Below are 20,344 nucleotides of genomic sequence, written 5' to 3' on the forward strand. Positions count from 1 at the left end.
CAGTCTGACTGGTTCGACGGTGTCTGTTCGACGGTGTCTGTTCGACGGTGCGTGCAGGGGCGGGCAGGTTCAGCGGCTGGCCTTCGGGGAGAAGAACTTGCTGATGAGACGGGCGACGACGTTGAGCAGCATGACGATGAGGATGAGGGTGAGCGCCGCGGCCCACGCGCGGTCCACACCCGCCCCGCCCTGGGAGTACTGGTTGTAGGCGTAGACGGGCAGCGTGGTCATGCGTCCGTCGAAGAGGTCCCAGTTGACCTTGGTGATGATGCCGACCGTGAGCAGCAGCGGGGCGGTCTCACCGATGACGCGGGCGACGGCGAGCATGACACCGGTGACGATCCCGGCGATCGCGGTGCGCAGCACCACCTTGATGATCGTCAGCCACTTGGGCACCCCGAGCGCGTAGGCGGCCTCGCGCAGCTCGTTGGGGACCAGGCGCAGCATCTCCTCCACGGAGCGGATGACCACCGGGGTCATGAGCACCGACAGCGCGACGGCGCCCATGATGCCCGCCCGGTAGGCGGGACCGAAGATCAGCGTGAAGAGCGAGAAGGCGAAGAGCCCCGCCACGATCGAGGGGATGCCGGTCATGACGTCGACGAGGAAGGTGATGCCCTTGGCCATCGGGCCGCGGCCGTACTCGACGAGGTAGATCGCGGTGAGGATGCCGATCGGGACCGAGATGACGGCCGCCGCGGCGGTGACCAGGACGGTCCCCACGATCGCGTGGTAGACCCCGCCCTCGGTCATGTCACCGAAGACACCGACCATGTTCGTGTTGAGGAAGGTGGGGCCGAAGACCTTCGCACCCTTGGACACCACGGTCCACAGCAGGGAGATGAGCGGGATGAGCGCGATCCCGAAGGCGAAGGTGACCAGCGTCGTGGCGAGGCGGTCGGTGGCCCACCGGGGACCTTCCACGACCCGGGAGACGACCGTGAGCACCACGAGATAGGTGACGGCTGCCAGCGCAACGACCGAGGCGACGGTCGGGGTGGCGGCCACGAGGAGCACGAGGAAGGCCACCACGACGGAGCCGCCCGCGACCGCCCACGGCACCCACCGCTGCAGGCGCGTGCGCCCGCTCGTGCCCGACGCCGCACCGCGCCCGGGGCCGGTGGGCACGGCCGGGGTGGGGGTGAGGGGAAGAGTCGTCATCAGTTGGCTCCTGAGAACTCGCTGCGGCGGGAGATGATCCACCGCGCGAACATGTTGACTGCGAGGGTGATCACGAAGAGCGCCAGGCCGGTCGCGATGAGCGCGCTCACCGACAGGCCGGAGGCCTCGGGGAACTTGGCGGCGATGTTCGCGGCGATGGACTGGTGCTGGCCGGGCTTGAGCAGGAAGAAGGAGTACAGGAAGCCGGGCGAGAGGATCATCAGCACGGCCATCGTCTCACCGAGCGCGCGACCCAGACCGAGCATCGAGGCGCTGATGAGCCCAGAACGGCCGAAGGGCAGCACCGCCATGCGGACCATCTCCCAGCGGGTCGCACCCAGGGCGAGAGCTGCCTCCTCGTGCAGGCGCGGGGTCTGCAGGAACACCTCACGGGCGACGGCCGTGATGATCGGCAGGATCATCACGCCGAGCACGATCGAGGCGGTGAGGATGTTCTTGGCCGGCGGCTGGTACCCGGCGAACAGCGGGATGAAGCCGAGCGCGCTGGTCATCCACTCGAAGATCGGGTTGAGGGCGGGCGCGAGCCAGAGGGCGCCCCAGAGCCCGTAGACCACCGAGGGGATCGCGGCGAGCAGGTCGATGATGTAGCCCAGGCCCTGCGCGAGCCGCCGCGGTGCGTAGTGGGAGATGAACAGCGCGATGCCCACCGACAGCGGCACCGCGACGAGCAGTGCGATCACCGAGGCGAGCAGGGTGCCGAAGATCAGCGGGCCGACGTAGGCCAGCAGCGAGTCAGCCCTGAACCAGGAGATCTCCTGCAGCTCGGCGGGCGAGGCGGTCAGCGCCGGCCAGGCGCGCAGGACGAGGAAGCCCGCGACCGCTGCCAGGGTGAGCAGGATCGTCAGGCCGGCGGCGGCAGACAGCCCGTGGAACAGTCGTCCCACGAGGCCACCCTTGCTGCGCTTCACGGCCGGTTCGTCCTCTGAATTCTGCTTGGTCTTGGCGGGGCTAAGAACAGCCACGGGAACTCCGTCAGCTCGGTTAAGTGGAGTGGTGCATGCGGTGCTGGGTGGTGCAGGTGCTTCGGTGGTGCAAGTACTTCGTGGTGCAAGCGGTGCTGGGCCGCAGCCGGGGTCTCCCCCGGCTGCGGCCCCTGGTCTGCTGTGTCAGCCCTGGACGGTGATCGAGTCGATCGCCGCCTGGACCTCGGTGCGCAGCGAGTCGGAGATGGGAGCGGATCCGGCGACCTTGGCGTCGGAGGCGAGCTCCTGGCCCTCGGGGCTGGCGACGTAGGACAGGAACGCCTTGACGTTCGCGGCGTCCGCGGCGTCGTCGTAGGCCGAGCAGGCGATGGAGTACGAGATGAGGACGAGCGGGTACGCCCCGGCCTCGGTCGTGGTGCGGTCGAGCTTGACCACCAGGCGCTTGTCGGTCGCGTCGTCGGCGCGCGGGGAGGCGTCGACGACCTTGGCTGCGGCCTCGGTGGAGAAGGGCACGTACTCGTCGCCGACCTTGAGGGCGACGGTCCCCAGGTCACCGGCGCGGGAGGCGTCGGCGTAGCCGATCGCACCCTCGGCGCCGCTCACGGTGTCGATGAGGCCGGAGGTCCCGTTGCCGGACTGGGTCCCCGAGATGGGCCAGTCACCGCTCGCCTCGTAGGTCCACGCGCCCTCGGACGCCTTGGCGAGGTAGTCCGTGAAGTTCTTCGTGGTGCCGGACTCGTCGGAGCGGTTGACCGGGACGATCGCGAGGGCGGGGAGCGTGACGCCCTCGTTCTCGGCGGCGATGGCCGGGTCGTTCCACGTGGTGATCTGGCCGCTGAAGATCTTGGCGATCGTGGCCGGGGACATGTTCAGGTGCTCGGCGTCGACCCCGGGCAGGTTGTAGACCACGGCGATCGGGCTGATGTAGAGCGGCAGCTCGATGGCCTCGCCACCGAAGCAGCGGTCGACCGCCGCGGCGGCCTCCTCGGCGGTGAGGGCGGAGTCGGAGCCGGCGAACTGGACGCCACCGGCGAGGAACTGCTCACGGCCGCCGCCGGAGCCGACGCCCTCGTAGCTGACGGTCACGTCGGGGGCGACCTCGCCGAACTTGGCGATCCAGCCGCCCATGGCCTTCTCCACCGAGGTGGCGCCGGCGCCGGCCAGGTTGCCGGACAGATCTGCTGCGGCCTCGGTCGAGGCATCGTTGCTGGCACCGGTCGTCGCGCTCGTCGTCGCGTCGGCACCGCATGCGGTGAGGGTTGCTGCGAATGCTCCGACCAGCGCGATGCTGGCGAGGGTGCGGTTGTTCACACGCTTCACTGTCTTACCCATCCTCAAGTCTCCGGTCACAGCAGGTTCTGCGATCACCGCTGACGCTAAGCACCCCGGGTGACGCGTCGAGGGTCCAAGGGTGAACGGAAGATGAACAGTGCACAGACACTTCAGCCCGCCCCACGACGGCCGACGGCGCGCGCCCAGGCAGGGCGCGCGCCGTCGGGCACGAGGGGTGGTGCTGGTCAGGAGGCGTCGACGAACTTGTAGCCCAGGCCGCGCACGGTCAGCAGCAGCTCGGGGTTGGCCGGGTCCGCCTCGACCTTGGCCCGCAGACGCTTGACGTGCACGTCCAGGGTCTTGGTGTCACCGACATAGTCCGACCCCCACACGCGGTCGATGAGCTGGCCGCGGGTGAGCACCCGGCCCGCGTTGCGCAGCAGGAACTCCAGCAGGTCGAACTCCTTGAGGGGCAGGGCCACGACCTCCCCGCGCACGGTCACCACGTGGCGCTCGACGTCCATCTGCACCGGCCCGGCGGTCAGCAGGTCCTCGAGCTCGTCCTCGGGCTCGGTCGGCGGCTGGTGGCGGCGCAGCACGGCGCGGACCCGGGCGAGCAGCTCACGGAAGGAGTACGGCTTGGTGACGTAGTCGTCCGCGCCGAGCTCGAGCCCGACGACCTTGTCGATCTCGCCGTCCTTGGCGGTGAGCATGATCACCGGGACGTCGCCGCGCTGGCGCAGCTCCCGGCACACCTCGGTGCCGGACAGGCCCGGGAGCATGAGGTCGAGCAGGACGAGGTCCGCGCCACCGGCGTCGTAGGCGGCGAGGGCCTCGGTGCCGGTGGCCACGGCCACCACGTCGAAGCCTTCGCGGGTCAGCTGGTACGTGAGCGGTTCGCGGTAGGACTCCTCGTCCTCGACGACCAGGATGCGGGTCACGCATCCACCTCCTTGTGCGGGTCGGATGAATCGTTGGGGTCTGACGGGTCGGACGGGTCGTCGGGTGCGGTCGTGCCGGCCGGAGCGGCCGGGATCCGCAGGGTGAAGGTGGATCCGCGTCCGGGCTCGGACCAGATCTTCACGTCTCCGCCGTGGTCGGCGGCGACGTGCTTGACGATGCTCAGCCCGAGGCCGGTGCCGCCGGTGTCCCGCGAGCGCGCCGGGTCCACCCGGTAGAACCGTTCGAAGACCCGGGACTGCTCGGCCGGTGAGATGCCGATGCCCTGGTCGACCACAGCGATCTCCACCAGCCCGTCCACGAGCGCGACCCCCACCCCCACGCGTGTGTGGGGCCCGGAGTAGGCGACCGCGTTGTCGAGCAGGTTGCGCACGGCCGTGACGAGGAGGGAGTGGTCGCCGTAGACGGTCAGACCGGAGTCGCCACCCAGGGACAGCGTGATGTCCTTGGCGGCGGCGACCACCCGGGCACGGTCGGCGGCCTCGTCGATCACCTCGTCGATCCCGATCACCGAGACCTCCGGCAGCGCGCCTGCGACCTGCAGCCGGGACAGCTCGATGATCTCGTGGACGAGGGCCGCCAGCCGGGTGGACTCCTGCTGCATCCGTCCGGCGAAGTGCCGGACGGCGTCGGGGTCGTCCGCGGCGTCCTGCATGGTCTCGGCGAGCAGGGAGATCGCCCCCACCGGGGTCTTCAGCTCGTGGGAGACGTTGACGGCGAAGTCGCGGCGGATGGCCTCGATGCGCCGAGCCTCGGTGCGGTCCTCGGCGAGGACGGCGACGTGGTCGGTGTCGATGTGGGCGACGCGGACCTGGAGCATGACGCGTCCGCGACCGACCGGGCCGCGGGGCAGCTCGAGCTCCTCGTCGGCGATGACGCCGTCGCGGCGCACCGCGTCGATCATGTCCTGGATCGCGGGGTGGGCGATCGCGTCGTCGCGGACCAGGCCGAGGGCGTAGGCCGGCGCGCTGGCTCGGATGACGGTGTCGTCGGGTCCGAGCACCACGGCGGCCGAGCGCAGGATCGCCAGCACCCGCACCACGCCAGGGTCCAGCTCGGCGGGCGGCTGCACAGGCACCCTGCGCTGCTGGTGCTCGCTCACCCGGAAGGCAAGGGTCGCCGCAACCCCGGTCAGGAGACCGAGCAGGCCTGCGACCACGATCTGAAGTCCATCCACGCCGACCACCCTACGGTCAGTGACCTGCGGCGCAGCGCACCCCGGTACGGTGGTGGCGTTCGGGCGGCGTCGATCCGCAGCAATCCGGGAGCGCCGAGAGCGCATGTCGCGAAATGTTCATCTGGAGTCGGTTCGGCGTTCACCCAGACGCCGCCCGGTCCACACCTGATGTTGTCATCGTTGCGGCTGCACCACACCACGAGAGGGAACACATGCGCGAGATCTTCGAAGCCGAGCTCAAGCAGATCGGCGATGACCTGGCGGAGATGAGCCGCCTGGTCGAGTCTGCCATCAGCCGTGCGGGCACCGCCCTGCTCACCGCTGACCTGCAGCTGGCTCAGTCCGTCATCGCCGACGACCGCACCATCGACCAGCTCGAGCGCGTCCTCGACGAGCGCTGCGTGCTGCTGCTGGCCCAGCAGGCACCGGTCGCCACCGACCTGCGCGTGGTGGTCAGTGCCCTGCGGATGAGCGCCACCCTGGAGCGGATGGGCGACCTCGCCCGGCACATCGCCCAGGTGGCCCGCGGACGCTACCCGCGTCACGCCATCGCCCCGGTCGTCGAGGGCACCTTCGCCTCCATGCACGACGCCGCCACCCGCGTGGCGCGGCGCACCACGACGCTGCTCACCACGCGCGACCTCACCGTGGCCAGCAACATCGAGCGTGACGACGACCTCCTGGACGCCCTGCACCAGGACACCTTCGCCGCTCTGCTCACCGACTCCTGGACCGGCGACGCCCAGGCCACGATCGACGTGACCCTCGTGGGTCGCTACTACGAGCGCTTCGGTGACCACGGCGTCTCCATCGCCCGCCGCGTGGTGTACCTGGTCACCGGCGACTTCGCCGACGAACGCGGCACCCCCTCCATCCCAGCCTGACCCGCCGTCCCCCTGCTTTCGCTCCCCTCGATCCCCCTTCCCCCTCCCCTCGATCCCCCTCCCCCGCTCACCTCCTCCCGAGGTCGTGACCGCTGCGCCGAGCTCGTGAGCCCTCCGTCGAACTCGTGAGCCAGCGGTGTCTTCTCTCGTGAGGCCCCCCGTAGCTCACGAGTTCGCGGAACGATTCACGAGTTCGTGAGGTGGGTCACGAGTTCGTGAGGTGGGTGGCGAGTGCGGAGGGGTGGGTGGCACTGGGCTTCGGTGGGGTAGGAATGCGAGAGGCTCGCCACCCGTGGGGGTGGCGAGCCTCTGTCGTGCGTGGGGTGCTGGGTCAGCGGCCCTGGTTGGCGACGGCGGCGACCGCAGCGGCGGCAGCGTCGGCGTCGAGGTAACGACCACCCTTGACGACCGGGACGAAGTTCTCGTCGAGCTCGTAGACGAGCGGGATGCCGGTCGGGATGTTCAGCCCGGCGATGTCCGCGTCAGAGATGCCGTCGAGGTGCTTGACGATGGCGCGCAGCGAGTTGCCGTGTGCGGCGACGAGCACGATCTTGCCGGCCTTGAGGTCGCTGATGACCTCACCTTCCCAGTACGGGAGGGCGCGCTCGAGGACGTCCTTGAGGCACTCGGTCTGCACGACGGGGGCGTCGGCGTAGCGCGGGTCGCCGTCCTGGGAGAACTCCGAGCCGAGCTCGATGGGGGGCGGCGGGACGTCGAAGGACCGGCGCCACAGCATGAACTGCTCCTCGCCGAACTCGGCGAGGGTCTGCTTCTTGTCCTTGCCCTGGAGCGCACCGTAGTGGCGCTCGTTGAGGCGCCAGCTGCGCTTGACCGGGATCCAGTGGCGGTCCGCGGCGTCGAGCGCGAGGTTCGCGGTCGTGATCGCGCGGCGCAGCAGCGAGGTGTGCACGACGTCGGGCAGGATGCCGGCGTCCTTGAGTAGCTCGCCTCCGCGCTTGGCCTCGGCCACGCCCTTCTCTGACAGGTGGACGTCCACCCAGCCGGTGAACAGGTTCTTTGCGTTCCAGTCGCTCTCGCCGTGGCGGAGCAGCACAAGGGTGTATGTCATGGTCCCTATCTTGCCGCATCTCCAGCGTGACGCGCGTGGGTCTTTCGACCGATGGACGGTGCGCAGCGAGGATCTGCGGCACACCGACCAGCGGTCAGCGGCGCGCCGCGCGGGAGTAGACCGCGAGCGTCTCCTCGGCCGTGGTGTCCCAGCTGAACCTGGATGCCACCTCGAGCGCGCCGCGGGCCAGCGCGCTGCGCCGGACGTCGTCGTGCAGCAGCTCAGAGAAGACCTTGGCCCAGCGGTGCGGGTCGTGGTCGCCCACCAGCACGCCGGAGACGCCGTCGGCGACGGCGGTGCGCAGCCCGCCGACGTCGGCCGCGACCACGGGCGTGCCGCAGGCCTGCGCCTCGACCGCCACGAGGCCGAAGGACTCGCTGCGCGAGGGCACCGCGACGAGATCAGCTGCGCGGAACCAGCGCGCCAGGTCCTCGCGCGGGACCGCCGGACGGAAGACGACGTTCTCGCTGACCCCGACCTGGTAGGCGAGGGCCTCGAGCTCGCGCACGGCCGTGGGGCGCCCGCTCGCACCGCCCACGATGACCAGGGTCGGCACGTCCTCACCGTGGTCGGCGAGGACGCCGAGCGCACGGACGAGCACGTCGGGTGCCTTGAGCGGCTGGACCCGTCCGGCGAAGACGATGACCTTGCCCTCGGGCGGCAGGCCGAGGCCGATCCGCTCGGCGGACCTGGTCAGGCCGCCCGGACCGGCCGGCCGGAAGGTCTCGAGGTCGACGCCGGGGGTCACCACGTGCACCTTGGCCGGGTCGGCCTGGTACTCGCTGATGAGGTCCGCGGCCTCAGCCGGGGTGTTGGCGATGAGCGCGTCCGCCTCGGTGACCACCTGCTCCTCACCGATGATCCGGCCCATCGGCTCGGGGGTGTCGCCGGGGGCGAGGGTGAGGTTCTTCACGCGGGCCATGGTGTGCATGGCGTGCACCAGCGGGACGTTCCAGCGGTCCGCTGCCAGCCAGCCGGCCTGGCCCGAGAGCCAGTAGTGGGAGTGCACCACGTCGTACCAGCCCGCATGGCGGGCGGCTTCGGTGCGCAGCACCCCGGCCGAGAAATAGCAGAGCTGACCGGGCAGGTCGGTCTTGTCGAGGCCTTCGAACGGTCCGGCGGTGATGTGCCGCACGAGGATGCCGTCGGCGACCTCGACGACGTCGGGCTGGGCCGAGGAGGTGCGCCGCGTGAAGATCTCCACCTGCGCTCCGCGCCTGGCCAGCGCGGCGGACAGCTCGGTGATGTAGACGTTCATGCCGCCTGCGTCACCCGTTCCGGGCTGGGCGAGCGGCGAGGTGTGGACGGAGAGCATGGCCACGCGAGGAGAGTCGCTGGTCATAGCCGTCCTGGGGTTGTACGCATGGCTCAAGTCTCGCATCTTCTGGGCGAGGGGGCGCCGTCTGCTGGGTCACTCTCGCCCTCGGGAGGGCCAAAGGTCCCATGACTATTCGTGGGGTCTGGGCGACGATGGACATATGGAACAGCAGGCAGCGCCTCAGCGCATCGCGGACCCGCTCGCAGCCCTGCGTCTCATGCTCGACGAGAGCCCGGAACAGCCCGAACCGGTTGTCCCCGCTCCTGCCGCCGAGTGCGAGGCCCTGGCCGACGATCACCTGGTGTGCGGCTGTAACAACGTCTCGGCCGGAGAGATCCGGGAGACCATCCGCTCTGGCCGGTGTGCCAGCCTCGACGATGTGCAGGTGTGCACCCGCGCCGGTGGTGGCTGCGGTCACTGCCTCCCCGTCGTCGCCGGCCTCGTCGAGGTCGAGCTCGGCCGGACGGTGAACGCCTGAGGCCGTCGCCTCAGCGAGAAGCAGTCACTCAGCCGCACCCACGACCAGCAGGCCCCGGACGCACCGCGTCCGGGGCCTTCGTCGTGCGCGGGTCAGACCGGCAGCGCAGGTCAGACCGGCAGCACTGGTCAGACCGGCAGCACGCAGGCCGGAGCCGGCAGGTCCAGGGTCGCGGTGAGCGTCCCGGTCCCGCTGGCCCGGTCGATGCGCAGCACCGTGAGGGTGGAGGAGTTCTGGTTCGCCACGACGACGACGTCAGCGGCGGAGCTGCCGTCGCTCGTCCGGCCTGCGGTCGCCTCGCCCGCGTCCGCCTCGTCTGCGACTGTCGTCTCCCCTGCCAGCACGGCGAAGTGCCGCGGCCACACGCCACCGATCGGGGTGTCGGCGAGGTGGGTGACGCCAGAGCCGTCCGGGGTGACCGCGAAGGTCGAGAGCACGTCCGGGCCGCGGACGGCCACGTACAACCGGCTGCCGTCAGCGCTGAGCGCGACGTGCGAGGGGTAGGAGCCCGTCCCCGGGTCCGGGGTCACGCAGGCGGGCACCGAGGCGAAGGCCTCCCACGCACCGCCAGAGGAACCGGCCTGCGCCGCGCGGCGCAGCAGGTGCACCCGCGAGTCGAGCTCGCCGACGACGAAGACCGTCCCGCCCGGGTGCACGACGGCGTGGCGCGGGCCTGAGCCGGGCGGCAGCGTCGCTGCGACGCCGTCGGCCACGAGGACACCCTGCTCTGCTGCGCCGCTCGCGGGGGCAGCCGATCCCTGGGCCGCGCCGGCTGCGGTGTAGCGCCGCAGCTCATCGGTCCCCAGGTCGACGACCCAGGCTCCGTCACCGTCGGGCGCGGGCAGGCAGAAGTGCGCGTGGGGACCTTCTTGCCGGTCCGCGTCCGGTCCGGTGCCGGTGTTCCCGAAGTACTGCACCTGTCCGGTGAACGCGGCCGTGGCGTCCAGACCCAGGGCGGTGAAGGTTCCCGAGGAGTAGTTCGCCACCCACACCTGCTCGTCCCGAGCGACGACGTGACAGGGGTGCACCCCCTGCGTGGGGCGGGTCTCCCCCACCTCGAGGGCGTCGGAGGTGAGCGTGAGAGCGGTCACCGTGCCCTCGTCCAGCTCGGAGACGGCGAAGAGGGTCTGCCCGTTCGGGTGGAGGGCGACGAAGGACGGCGACGCGATCTCCACGAGCTGCCGCGCGCCGGTCAGCTCACCCGTCCCCACCTGCACAAACACCTCCCACAGACCTTCTCCAGACCCGGCGGTCTCGCCCGTGGGATATGTACCGATGATCAACCGTTGCACAGCAGCACCTCAATGGCTCAGAGAAAGACGACGTCACATAAAGAAGAGTTCTCGGACACACAAATGGGTGATGAGCCCGAAGACTCATCACCCATGTGTTCTGCAGAGCAGGTGTTGAGCAGGCTCAGTGAGCCGCCTCATATGCTGCCTTGGTCTCAGCGGAGATACGTCCGCGCTCGCTCACGGCGATACCGTTCGCACGGGCCCACTCGCGGATAGCGTTGGCGTCCGAGCTGCTGCCAGAACGCGTGGAACGACGCGCGGGGCGGGCGGCCGAGCGGCCGACCTTGCGTGCGTGGCCGACCCACGAGGCGAGCGAGTCGCGCAGTGCTGCTGCATTGTCCGTCGAGAGGTCGATCTCGTAGGAGACACCGTCCAGAGAGAACGTCACGGTCTCGTCTGCACTGCCACCGTCGAGGTCATCAACAAGAATGACCTGAACCTTCTGAGCCACTATGGACACCTCACCATTTCATAGGTCTTCGGGCCACAATCATCACACCCATATTCATTGGGCGTCAAACGCTCAGGTTTAACAGAGTGTTACTGCTGTGCCGAGGCGGTGTCGCGAGGAGCCTGCGGCTGCCCTTCATGCGCCAGTGCATCAAGGCGGTCCAGCTCGGCAAGATTGGCGCGTTCGTTCCGGTCGGCGCGCACCACAAATCGCATTGCGAAGTAGAAGATGACGCCCACACCGATCGAGGGGACGAGCGCGGCAACAGCAGTCCAGAACGTAGTCACACGTCCACTCTACGACCCGCGCGGCAAAGTTCCAGCAACGCCGACGGCGCACCGCCCGGGTGGGCGGTGCGCCGTCGGTCCGTCCGAGGCGCCCCCGGGTTCACCCCAGGTGCGCCGTCGCTGCGCCGTTGGAAGAGGGCCAGTCTCAGCGCTGCGGCTTGACCAGCGGGAAGAGGATGGTCTCGCGGATCCCCAGCCCCGTCATGGCCATCAGCAGGCGGTCCAGGCCCATTCCCATGCCACCGCTCGGCGGCATGGCGTACTCCATCGCTGTGAGGAAGTCCTCGTCGAGAACCATGGCCTCGTCGTCCCCGGCAGCGGCGAGCAGTGCCTGCGCCTCGAAGCGCTGACGCTGGATCACCGGGTCCACCAGCTCGGAATAGGCGGTCGCCAGCTCGAATCCACGGACGTAGAGGTCCCACTTCTCGACCTGACCGCGGATCGAGCGGTGATCACGCGTCAAGGGTGATGTCTCGACCGGGAAATCGCGCACAAAGGTCGGGGCATAGAGACCGTCGCCGACGTGGTGCTCCCAGAGCTCTTCGATGAGCTTTCCGTGGCTCACGCGCTTGGGGTCCATCGAGATCTCGGCGCGCTCGGCATAGCGCAGGAGCTCCTCGACCGTGGTCTCAGGAGTGATTTCCTCACCGAGCGCCTCGGACAAGGAGCCGTACATCGTCAGCTCCGCCCATTCCCCGCCGAGGTCATATTCAGACCCGTCCGGAAGGGTGACCACGGTGGTCTCGAGAACATCCTCGGCCGCGGTCTGAATGAGGTCTTTTGTCAGGGCTGCCATCGTGTTGTAGTCGCCATAGGCCTCATATGCCTCGAGCATGGCGAACTCCGGCGAGTGCGTGGAGTCAGCACCCTCGTTACGGAAGTTTCGGTTGATCTCGAAGACCCGCTCGATCCCGCCGACAACCGCGCGCTTGAGGAACAGCTCGGGCGCGATCCGCAGATACAGGTCGATGTCAAAGGCATTCATGTGCGTGGTGAACGGGCGCGCCGCAGCACCTCCGTGAATGGTCTGGAGCATCGGCGTCTCGATCTCCATGTACCCACGACGGTGGAAATTGTCGCGCAGCGACCGCACGACGCCGGAGCGCAGCCGGGCCGCGTCGCGGGCCGCCGGACGGGCGATGAGGTCGACGTAGCGCTGGCGGACGCGAGCCTCTTCGGAGAGGTCCTTGTGCAGAACCGGCAGCGGGCGCAGCGCCTTGGCCGCGATCTGCCAGGAGTCGGCGAAGACGCTCAGCTCGCCGCGCTTGGAGCTGATGACACGGCCGTGGGCGAAGAGGTGGTCGCCGAGGTCGACGTCAGCCTTGAAGGCGGCGAGGGACTCCTCCCCCACCACCGCCTGGCTGAGCATGACCTGCAGGCGGTTGCCCTCGCCGTCCTGGAGGGAGACGAAGCACAGCTTGCCGGAGTTGCGCAGGAAGACGACACGACCGGCGACGCCGACGAGGTCGTCGGTCTCCTCACCCTGGGCGAGGTGGGCGTACTGCGCACGGACCTCGGCGATGGTGTGGGTGCGAGGAACGGCGACCGGGTAGGCCTCCTCGCCGCGCTGGAGCAGCCGGTCGCGCTTCTCTCGGCGCACCCTGAGCTGTTCGGGGAGGTCTTCGTCACCGGTTGCGGGGGTGGTGGGCGCGGGGGATGCGGTCTGCTCGGAAGTCACTCGCCAATCTTAGACGTGCGGGCACCCCTTCGGGACGGGCGCCGGCCGGTCAGCGCGAGACGAGGTCGAGGGCCAGGTCGAGGATGGGGGCGGAGTGGGTGAGCGCACCGACGGACATGTAGTCGACCCCGGTGGCGGCCACCTCGGCGGCGCGGTCGAGGGTGAGGTTCCCGGTCGCCTCGAGCTCGACCGGACCCACCTCGGCCTCGAGGCCGCGCACGGCGGCGACCGTGGCCGTCAGGTCCGCCGTGGTCATGTTGTCCAGCAGGAGGAAGCGCGCACCGGCGCCGATCGCCTCGAGGGCCTGCGCCTGGGTGTCCGCCTCCACCTGGATGAGCACGTCGGGGAAGGCGGTCCGGACGGCTTCGATCGCGGCCGCGACCGAGCCGGCGGCGACGACGTGGTTGTCCTTGACCATCGCGACGTCGTACAGGCCCATGCGCTTGTTGGTGCCGCCGCCGGCACGGACGGCGTACTTCTCCAGCATGCGCAGGCCCGGGGTCGTCTTGCGGGTGTCCAGGACCATCGCGCCGGAGCCGGCGAGGCGGTCGGCCCACGCCCGGGTCGCGGTGGCCACCCCGGAGGCTCGGCTGGCGAGGTTGAGCAGGGACCGTTCGGCGACGAGGATCGCCTGGACCGGGCCGGTGAGGACGGCCAGCCGCTGGCCGGCGGTCACTCGGGCGCCGTCGGGCACGTCGAGGACGACGGTGACGGGGTCCAGTCCCAGCCGGGCGCTGACCTGGTAGACGGTCTCGCGCACGACGTCCAGCCCGGCGACCACGCCGTCCGCGCGCGCCATGAGGTGGGCCACCGCGCCCGACGACGCGGCGATGGTCGCCTGGCTCGTCACGTCGCGCCCGGGGTAGCCGCCCAGGTCCTCGTCGAGGGTGCGGCGCACGACGTCGGTCACCCACGCCGGGTCCAGACCCGCTGCGCTGCCGGCGGCGGCGGGCACCGACGAGGCGGCTGCGAGGTGGTCGGTGGACGTGGTGGAGGGCACGGGCGCGGAAGTCACACGCCCAACCTACCGCCCTGACCGGTACCGACGGGGTCGGCGACCGGCTCGGCCACCGGCTCGGCGACCGTCTCTGCGACGGGGGACGCGGGGAGGCGGTCGGTGACGGTCAGCGTGCCGTCGTCGGCGAGCTGGACGACCACCCGACGCTCCCAGGCTGGGTCGGCCACCGGGAAGTCGGTGCGGAAGTGCCCACCGCGGCTCTCGGCCCGTTCGGCCGCCGCAGCTGTCAGCGCCGAGGCCACCTGGTGGATGTTGCTCGTCTCCCACTCGGCGGTCTGCGGCTGGGCACTGAGGTCACCGGCGATCGCCTCGGGCAGGTTGGCGTCGGTGCGCACCGCGGCCAGGCGGCGCGCGGCGCCGGCCAGGCTCTCCGCCGAGCGCAGCACCCCCGACCCCTCGGTGGTCACCCGCTGGATCCGCGACCGTGTCGCGGCCATGACCAGGCCGGTCGGGCCGGGACGGGGGACGGGCTCCTTGAGCGGCAGCTCCCCCGCTGCCATCCGAGCGGCGATGTCCGCGGCCGCGCGGTGGGCGAAGACCAGCCCCTCGAGCAGGGAGTTGGAGGCGAGCCGGTTGGCCCCGTGCACGCCTGTGCAGGCGACCTCACCGATCGCGTACAGCCCGCGCACCCCGGTGCGCCCGTCGAGGTTCGTGATGACCCCGCCGGAGTGGTAGTGCTGGGCCGGTGCGACCGGGACCGGCTCCTCGGTGATGTCGAAGCCCTGGGCGAGCAGCCGCTCGGTGATCGTGGGGAACCTCGTGCGCAGGAAGTCCGCGCCCAGGTGGCGGGCGTCGAGGAAGACGTGGTCCGAGCCTGTGATGGCCATCTGCCGCACGATCGCGTGCGCGACGACGTCGCGCGGGGCGAGCTCGGCCATCTCGTGCACGGCCGGCATGAACCGGTGCCCGTCGGAGTCGATGAGGTAGGCGCCCTCGCCGCGGACAGCCTCGGAGATGAGCGTCAGCTGCCCCCGGGCGCTGCTGCCCAACCACAGCACCGTCGGGTGGAACTGGACGAACTCGAGGTCACCCAGGGGTGCGCCGGCACGCAGCGCAGCAGCCATGCCGTCCCCGGTGGCCTGCGGCGGGTTGGTCGAGGAGACGTAGATCTGCCCGATGCCGCCGGTGGCCAGCACGACCGCCCGGCCGCGGGCCGCGCCCACGCCGTCACGGCTGCCGGCCCCGCGCACGTGCAGGGTGACGCCGCAGACCGCGCGGCGGTCGCCGTCGGCGGCGAGCGGGGTCACCGGTCCGTCGCTGGTGAGCAGGTCGATGACGAGGGCGTGCTCGATGATCTCGATGCCGGGGTCGTTGCGCACGGCCTCGAGCTGGGCCACGAGCGCACGGGAGATCTCCGCCCCGGTCGCGTCCCCGCCCGCGTGGGCGATGCGGTCGGCGTGGTGGCCGCCCTCCCGGGTCAGCGACATCTCACCGCCGCCGTCGGTGTCGAAGTGCGCGCCGAGCCCGACGAGCTGGCGCACCCGCGCCGGTCCTTCGGTGACGAGCACCTCGACGGCGTCAGGGTCGCAGACCCCCGCGCCGGCGACGAGGGTGTCGGCCAGGTGGGCGGCCGGGGAGTCGCTCGGGGCGAGCGCGGCAGCGATCCCACCCTGGGCCCACACCGTCGATCCCGAGGACAGCTCGCCCTTGGTGACCAGCAGCACCCGCGGCACGCGCGAGCGCAGCTCGAGCGCGGCAGTGAGCCCCGCGATCCCCGACCCGACGACGATGACGTCGGCCTCGGTGGTCCACCCCGGCTCGGGCGCAGCGAGGGTCGTGACGAGGGTGGTGGGCTCAGCCGCGCCCGCGGCGCTCACGCCTCGGCGCCGAGGGCCTGTGGGGCGGCAGCCTGTGTGGCGGCAGATGCCTGGAAGGGTGCGATGGGCAGGCCGGAGGGCTCCAGGTCGTAGCCGTCGGGGACGAGCCCGGGCTCGCCGGAGACCTCGACGATCGCGTTGTCGCCGTCGACGAAGACGACGTGCGGCAGGTAGTGGCGCGCCTCGGCGTCGGCCATCATGCCGTAGGCGATGACGATGACAGTGTCACCGGGGTGCACCAGGTGCGCGGCGGCACCGTTGATGCACACCTGCCCGGAGCCGGGCTCGCCGGGGATGACGTAGGTCGTCAGCCGGGACCCGTTGGTGACGTCGACGATGTCGACCTGCTGGCCCGGGTACAGGTCAGCGGCTTCGAGCAAGGTCTCGTCGATGGTGATCGAGCCGACGTAGTGCAGGTCGGCCTGCGTCACGGTCGCGCGGTGGATCTTGCCGATCATCATGGGACGTTGCAAGGACGTCACTGGATGCCTCCTGGAGTGGCGGGCTGGGGAGCTGGGTGCAGCTCGACCGCCATGTTGTCGATCAGTCGTGTGGCCCCCACCCTGGCTGCCACGAGCAGCAGAGCCGGACCGACGTAGGTCTGGGGGACGCCCTCAACGGTAGTCGGGTCCACGAGCGCCAGATAATCCAGTACAACGCCGGGGGTCGCAGCGAGCATTCCCTCCGCGACCGCGCGCACCCCCGCAGCGTCCGCGCCCGACGCCGCAGCCTCGCGCCCGGCGCGCAGCGCGCCCGAGAGAGCGAGGGCGTGGGCGCGGTCGGAGGCCGAGAGGTAGGCGTTGCGCGAGGACAGGGCGAGCCCGTCGTCGTCGCGCACGATCGGGACGCCGTGGATGGCGACGGGGACGTTGAGGTCGGCGACCATGCGGGAGATGGCCAGGAGCTGCTGGGCGTCCTTCTCACCGAAGACGGCCACGTCAGGGGCGGTGAGGTGGAGCAGCTTGAGCACGACGGTGAGCACCCCGTCGAAGTGCCCGGGGCGGAACTCACCCTCCAGCACCGTGCCGATCCGCCCGGCACTGACCGTGACGATCGGGTCGCCGCCGGGGTACATCTCCTCGTCCGAGGGGGCGAAGACGACGTCCGCACCGGCCGTGGCCAGCAGCGCGACGTCGGCGTCGAGGGTGCGCGGGTAACGCTCGTAGTCCTCGCCCGGACCGAACTGCAAGGGGTTGACGAAGATCGTCACCACGACCTGGTCGGCCAGGCGACGTGCCGCGCGCACCAGCTCCAGGTGCCCGGCGTGCAGAGCGCCCATGGTCATGACGACCGATCGAGCCGCTCTGCCGCTCCCCGGGCCCTCTCCCCCACCGACGTGGGCGGGGTCGGGGGCGCAGGCCAAGGCCTGGGCGAGGTCGGCCCGGGTGGTGACGACCACGGGGCGGGGGGTGGGGTCCGAGACGGACCCGGTCTGGTCGATGACCATCAGTTCTCCTTCTGGCGGGCGTTGAGCACGTCGAGCAGTGCCTGCGCCTGCGCGTCCTTGATCCGTCCGGCGCTGAGCGCCCGGACGGTCGCCGCGCGGCTGAGCGCGCGGTAGCTGTCCACGGTGTCGCTGGCCTCGTGGTGGGCGGCGAGGTCGGTCAGCGCTGACAGGTGCTCCACGACCGTTCCCGCGTCACCGCGCACCACCGGCCCGGTGAGGGTGCGGATCGGGTCGGAGGCGCCGTCCGCCGCGCGCAGCGCACCATCCAGGGCGGCGTGCAGCAGCGGGGCCAGCGCCCGGCCCGGGTCCTCGATCCCGGCGACCTGCAGCGCCTGCGCGGCCTGCGCCACCAGGACGACGAGGTGGTTCGCCCCGTGGGCGAGACCCGCGTGGTAGAGCCCGCGGTCGCGCTCGTCGATGATGACCGGCTCCCCGCCGAGCTCGACGACGAGCGCCTGGCCGATGGGCTGCACCGGCCCGGGGGCGGTGACCGCGAAGGTCGTGCCTTCCAGCCGGGACAGGTCCAGGGAGGTTCCGGTGAAGGTCATCGCCGGGTGGATGGCGAGCGGGATGGCCCCGGCCGCCCGTGCGGGGGCGAGGACCTCCGTGCCGTACCGGCCGGAGGTGTGCACCACGAGCTGACCGGGCTGCCAGGCTCCGACCTCGGCGAGGCCGGCGACCAGGCCGGGCAGGGCGTCGTCGGGCACGGCGAGGAGGGCGAGCTCGCTGAGCTCGACGACCCGGCGGACCTCGAGGACCGGGATCCCGGGGAGCAGCGTGTCGATGCGTTCGAGGGACTCCGCGGAGATGCCGCTAGCACCGACGACGGCGTGACCGGCAGCGCGCAGAGCGCTGCCCAGGACCGCACCCACCCGGCCGGCGCCGACGATGCCGACCCCCAGGCGGCCCGGCTTGCGGGGTGCGGCTGCGGCGTCCTGCGGGTCAGTCACGAGAGGTCCTTCGGAGGCAGCGGCGGGGGTGGGGGCGACGACAGCTCGGGCGACGGGTGCTGGCCGGTCGCCTGCATCCACCGCTCCGGCCCGGCGAGGGTGCGGGCCGCGCGGGCCCGGCTCGCCTGGGTGCGCAGCAGGTCGGCTGCGTCGGCGTCGGCCAGGTGCGGGACCATCGGGGAGACCGGGCCGGGGGTGGAGTGCAGCACGAAGCTCGTCAGGCCCAGACGGCGCTGCAGGGGCCCTTGAGCCAGCCCGAGGGACTGGGTGCGCTCGTGCGGGACGACCTCCAGACGCCGGGTGAGCCGGCCGCGCCGGATGAGCAGGCCGCGATCGGTCACCCGGTAGCCGTTGCGGCGCCAGGCCAGCGGGTCCACCCAGACCGCCGAGCGCGGGCTCGTGATGAAGCCGCCGTCGCGCCCGGACCCGGACAGCGCCGTCTCCAGGACCGCACGCGGGTCCGCCACGCCGAGGTCGGGCAGCACGAGCCACAGAGCGCTCAGCGCCTCGTCGCGCGAGCCGACCGGCAGCAGCACCGTGCCGGAGGCGTTGCCGTCCGAGGCATCGGCGTAGCCGGCGACGTTGACCTCCACGCGCCACCAGTCGGCCTTGCGCCACAGCAGGCCCTGGGACAACCGGATCGCCTGGACGCGGCCCGGCGGGATGGTCTGTGACCGGGTCTCGAGCAGCCCGTGGCGCAGCCGGATGCCGTCCGGGGAGATAGCCCCGGTGAAGTTGAACTCGCTGGTGAAACGCGAGGCGACGTAGGCTCCCACACCGATGAGGGCGGGCAGGATCGTGGCCAGCGGGCCCGCGCTGCGTGCGGCGATGACCGCACCGATCGACCCCGCGATGATGAGGAACAGCGCGATCGTGGCCCCGGACAGCAGCAGCGACACGATGAGCCGGCCCGGGGGAACCTGCAGCACGGGGCTCTCGGGCGCCTCGGGGATGACCTCGCCCTCAGCGGTCTCCTCCAGCCCGGCCGCGCGCGCGAGCAGCAGGTTGCGCAGCTGGTTCGCGTCGGCGTCGCGCAGGAATCCCAGGCGGGCGCCGGAGTCGCCGCCGCCGGCGACGCTCAGCTTGAGCTCGGCGAGGCCGAAGAAGCGGGCCAGCAGCGGCTTGACGATGTCGATGGCCTGCAGCCGGTCCAGGCGGACCTTGCGCTGCTGCCGGAAGAGGATGCCGGAGTGCACGTAGACGGCGTCGGCGTCGTAGGCGTAGCGCGTCACGCGCCAGGACAGCCAGGAGTACACACCGCCGATGAGCGCCACCACGACGAAGCCGGAGGCGAAGATCCACCAGTTGCTGCCGTCGACCGGGATCCCGTTCTCCGGGCCGTTCTCGATGGACTGCCGGCCGAAGATGACGAGCAGGACGGCGATGACCGCCCAGCCGCGCACGAGCGGGGTCACCGGGTGCAGGCGTCGCCAGACGAGATCAGCGGGCGGGGCGTCGACTGACTCGACCTCGCCTGACTCGACCTCGGCGGGCTCGGGCTGCGCCGGCGAGGCGCCCTGCGGGGGCAGGTGGCTCACAGCCCGGCCAGCCTGGCCTCGCCACGCGAGGCGAGGCGGTCACGCAGCCGAGCCGCCTCGCTCGGGACGAGCCCGTCGATGGTCGCGTCGGTGCCCGGCGAGGCGGTGTGGAGCTGGAGCGAGGAGATGCCGAGCTTGCGAGCGAGGGGCCCGGCGCTCACGTCGACGAACTGCATCCGCCCGTAGGGCACGACGACGAGGCTGCGGAACATCACGCCCTTGCGGATGAGCAGGTCCTCGTCTCGCTCGGCGAAGCCGATCGCGCGGACCTGACGCGAGATGACGATCGCCGACCAGGCCACGAGCACAGCGACCACCGCGGCGGAGATCCACAGCCACGGTCCGGCGCCGGGAAGGGCGATGGCCAGGACGACGAGCGCGAGGAGCGGGATGCCGAGGAAGACCGCGAGCATGATCAGGCGGGCGGTGACCAGGCGCGGTGAGACGCGCTGCCAGACGATGCCCTCCGGGTCGAAGGGTCCCGCAGCTGGCGCAGACACGGGGACGTGCAGGTCGCTCGCAGATTCGTCGGTCATGGCTTCATCATTCCACCCAGAGGCGACACTCCCGAATCTGGACGCGGGGTGCGTCCGTGGAGCG

The 20,344-nt window shown here is 71.0% G+C and carries 20 protein-coding genes; 2 read left to right on the forward strand and 18 right to left on the reverse strand.

Annotation, left to right across the window (positions count from 1 at the left end; genetic code table 11):
- Positions 1-69: 69 nt before the first annotated feature.
- The 5 genes from pstA to SS2_RS15345 all read right to left on the reverse strand — a co-directional run bounded on the left by pstA (position 70) and on the right by SS2_RS15345 (position 5,523).
- A complete protein-coding gene (gene pstA / locus SS2_RS15325) occupies positions 70-1,161 on the reverse strand; it encodes a phosphate ABC transporter permease PstA (RefSeq protein WP_066465609.1) in 1,092 nt (363 codons plus the stop codon).
- On the reverse strand, positions 1,161-2,144 hold the full coding sequence (gene pstC / locus SS2_RS15330) for a phosphate ABC transporter permease subunit PstC (protein WP_066465611.1): 984 nt from the start codon (positions 2,142-2,144) through the stop codon (positions 1,161-1,163). Before pstC ends, pstA begins: the two co-directional genes overlap by 1 nt.
- A gap of 144 nt (positions 2,145-2,288) precedes the next feature.
- Entirely contained in the window at positions 2,289-3,437 is a 1,149-nt protein-coding gene (gene pstS, locus SS2_RS15335; RefSeq protein WP_066465614.1) for a phosphate ABC transporter substrate-binding protein PstS, read from the reverse strand.
- Positions 3,438-3,622: 185 nt separating this feature from the next.
- The gene (locus tag SS2_RS15340; protein WP_066465616.1) at positions 3,623-4,318 is read right to left on the reverse strand and encodes a response regulator; all 696 of its coding nucleotides are present in this window, start codon (positions 4,316-4,318) and stop codon (positions 3,623-3,625) included.
- Positions 4,315-5,523 (reverse strand): sensor histidine kinase, encoded by a 1,209-nt coding sequence (locus SS2_RS15345; RefSeq protein ID WP_066465618.1) that lies wholly within the window; start codon positions 5,521-5,523, stop codon positions 4,315-4,317. The genes SS2_RS15340 and SS2_RS15345 overlap by 4 nt, the downstream gene beginning before the upstream one ends.
- A gap of 203 nt (positions 5,524-5,726) precedes the next feature.
- On the opposite strand from SS2_RS15345, the gene phoU reads away from it, so the two are divergent.
- Positions 5,727-6,398, forward strand: a complete 672-nt coding sequence (gene phoU / locus SS2_RS15350) for a phosphate signaling complex protein PhoU (RefSeq protein ID WP_066465620.1) — start codon at positions 5,727-5,729, stop codon at positions 6,396-6,398.
- Positions 6,399-6,729: 331 nt separating this feature from the next.
- On the opposite strand, the gene SS2_RS15355 is transcribed toward phoU, so the two are convergent.
- Positions 6,730-7,467 (reverse strand): phosphoglyceromutase, encoded by a 738-nt coding sequence (locus SS2_RS15355; RefSeq protein WP_066465624.1) that lies wholly within the window; start codon positions 7,465-7,467, stop codon positions 6,730-6,732.
- Between the two features lie 94 nt (positions 7,468-7,561).
- The gene (gene mshA, locus SS2_RS15360) at positions 7,562-8,809 is read right to left on the reverse strand and encodes a D-inositol-3-phosphate glycosyltransferase (RefSeq protein WP_066465626.1); all 1,248 of its coding nucleotides are present in this window, start codon (positions 8,807-8,809) and stop codon (positions 7,562-7,564) included.
- A 136-nt stretch (positions 8,810-8,945) separates the two neighbouring features.
- Here mshA and SS2_RS17655 point away from each other — a divergent pair, with 136 nt between their 5' ends.
- Positions 8,946-9,263, forward strand: coding sequence for a (2Fe-2S)-binding protein (locus tag SS2_RS17655; RefSeq protein ID WP_066465627.1), 318 nt, complete (start codon positions 8,946-8,948; stop codon positions 9,261-9,263).
- Between the two features lie 128 nt (positions 9,264-9,391).
- Here SS2_RS17655 and SS2_RS15370 read toward each other — a convergent pair whose 3' ends face one another.
- The 11 genes from SS2_RS15370 to SS2_RS15420 all read right to left on the reverse strand — a co-directional run bounded on the left by SS2_RS15370 (position 9,392) and on the right by SS2_RS15420 (position 20,280).
- Entirely contained in the window at positions 9,392-10,555 is a 1,164-nt protein-coding gene (locus tag SS2_RS15370) for a lactonase family protein (RefSeq protein WP_083942300.1), read from the reverse strand.
- A gap of 124 nt (positions 10,556-10,679) precedes the next feature.
- The gene (locus SS2_RS15375) at positions 10,680-11,009 is read right to left on the reverse strand and encodes a histone-like nucleoid-structuring protein Lsr2 (protein ID WP_066465631.1); all 330 of its coding nucleotides are present in this window, start codon (positions 11,007-11,009) and stop codon (positions 10,680-10,682) included.
- Positions 11,010-11,098: 89 nt separating this feature from the next.
- A complete protein-coding gene (locus SS2_RS15380) occupies positions 11,099-11,296 on the reverse strand; it encodes a hypothetical protein (protein ID WP_066465632.1) in 198 nt (65 codons plus the stop codon).
- A gap of 145 nt (positions 11,297-11,441) precedes the next feature.
- A complete protein-coding gene (gene lysS, locus SS2_RS15385) occupies positions 11,442-12,974 on the reverse strand; it encodes a lysine--tRNA ligase (protein WP_083942301.1) in 1,533 nt (510 codons plus the stop codon).
- Between the two features lie 49 nt (positions 12,975-13,023).
- A complete protein-coding gene (gene nadC, locus SS2_RS15390; protein WP_066465886.1) occupies positions 13,024-13,929 on the reverse strand; it encodes a carboxylating nicotinate-nucleotide diphosphorylase in 906 nt (301 codons plus the stop codon).
- Between the two features lie 56 nt (positions 13,930-13,985).
- On the reverse strand, positions 13,986-15,809 hold the full coding sequence (locus SS2_RS15395) for an L-aspartate oxidase (protein ID WP_083942302.1): 1,824 nt from the start codon (positions 15,807-15,809) through the stop codon (positions 13,986-13,988).
- On the reverse strand, positions 15,806-16,291 hold the full coding sequence (gene panD / locus SS2_RS15400; RefSeq protein WP_066465637.1) for an aspartate 1-decarboxylase: 486 nt from the start codon (positions 16,289-16,291) through the stop codon (positions 15,806-15,808). The genes SS2_RS15395 and panD overlap by 4 nt, the downstream gene beginning before the upstream one ends.
- Positions 16,288-17,256 (reverse strand): pantoate--beta-alanine ligase, encoded by a 969-nt coding sequence (panC, locus tag SS2_RS15405; protein WP_066465641.1) that lies wholly within the window; start codon positions 17,254-17,256, stop codon positions 16,288-16,290. The genes panD and panC overlap by 4 nt, the downstream gene beginning before the upstream one ends.
- A complete protein-coding gene (locus SS2_RS15410; protein ID WP_066465642.1) occupies positions 17,256-18,206 on the reverse strand; it encodes a Rossmann-like and DUF2520 domain-containing protein in 951 nt (316 codons plus the stop codon). Before SS2_RS15410 ends, panC begins: the two co-directional genes overlap by 1 nt.
- Positions 18,203-19,744, reverse strand: coding sequence for a PH domain-containing protein (locus SS2_RS15415; protein WP_083942303.1), 1,542 nt, complete (start codon positions 19,742-19,744; stop codon positions 18,203-18,205). The genes SS2_RS15410 and SS2_RS15415 overlap by 4 nt, the downstream gene beginning before the upstream one ends.
- Positions 19,741-20,280: a PH domain-containing protein gene (locus SS2_RS15420; protein WP_066465644.1), complete on the reverse strand. Its 540-nt coding sequence runs from the start codon at positions 20,278-20,280 to the stop codon at positions 19,741-19,743. Before SS2_RS15420 ends, SS2_RS15415 begins: the two co-directional genes overlap by 4 nt.
- Positions 20,281-20,344: the final 64 nt, after the last annotated feature.

The sequence above is a fragment of the Sanguibacter suarezii NBRC 16159 genome (assembly GCF_001552735.1).
Lineage (GTDB): Bacteria > Actinomycetota > Actinomycetes > Actinomycetales > Cellulomonadaceae > Sanguibacter > Sanguibacter suarezii.

Bases quoted from the DNA above. Each gene is read 5' to 3' on its own strand.
- pstA (WP_066465609.1), bottom strand. From the start codon at position 1,161: ATGACGACTCTTCCCCTCACCCCCACCCCGGCCGTGCCCACCGGCCCC.
- pstS (WP_066465614.1), bottom strand. From the start codon at position 3,437: ATGGGTAAGACAGTGAAGCGTGTGAACAACCGCACCCTCGCCAGCATC.
- phoU (WP_066465620.1), top strand. From the start codon at position 5,727: ATGCGCGAGATCTTCGAAGCCGAGCTCAAGCAGATCGGCGATGACCTG.
- SS2_RS15355 (WP_066465624.1), bottom strand. From the start codon at position 7,467: ATGACATACACCCTTGTGCTGCTCCGCCACGGCGAGAGCGACTGGAAC.
- mshA (WP_066465626.1), bottom strand. From the start codon at position 8,809: ATGACCAGCGACTCTCCTCGCGTGGCCATGCTCTCCGTCCACACCTCG.
- SS2_RS17655 (WP_066465627.1), top strand. From the start codon at position 8,946: ATGGAACAGCAGGCAGCGCCTCAGCGCATCGCGGACCCGCTCGCAGCC.
- panC (WP_066465641.1), bottom strand. From the start codon at position 17,256: ATGGTCATCGACCAGACCGGGTCCGTCTCGGACCCCACCCCCCGCCCC.
- SS2_RS15420 (WP_066465644.1), bottom strand. From the start codon at position 20,280: ATGACCGACGAATCTGCGAGCGACCTGCACGTCCCCGTGTCTGCGCCA.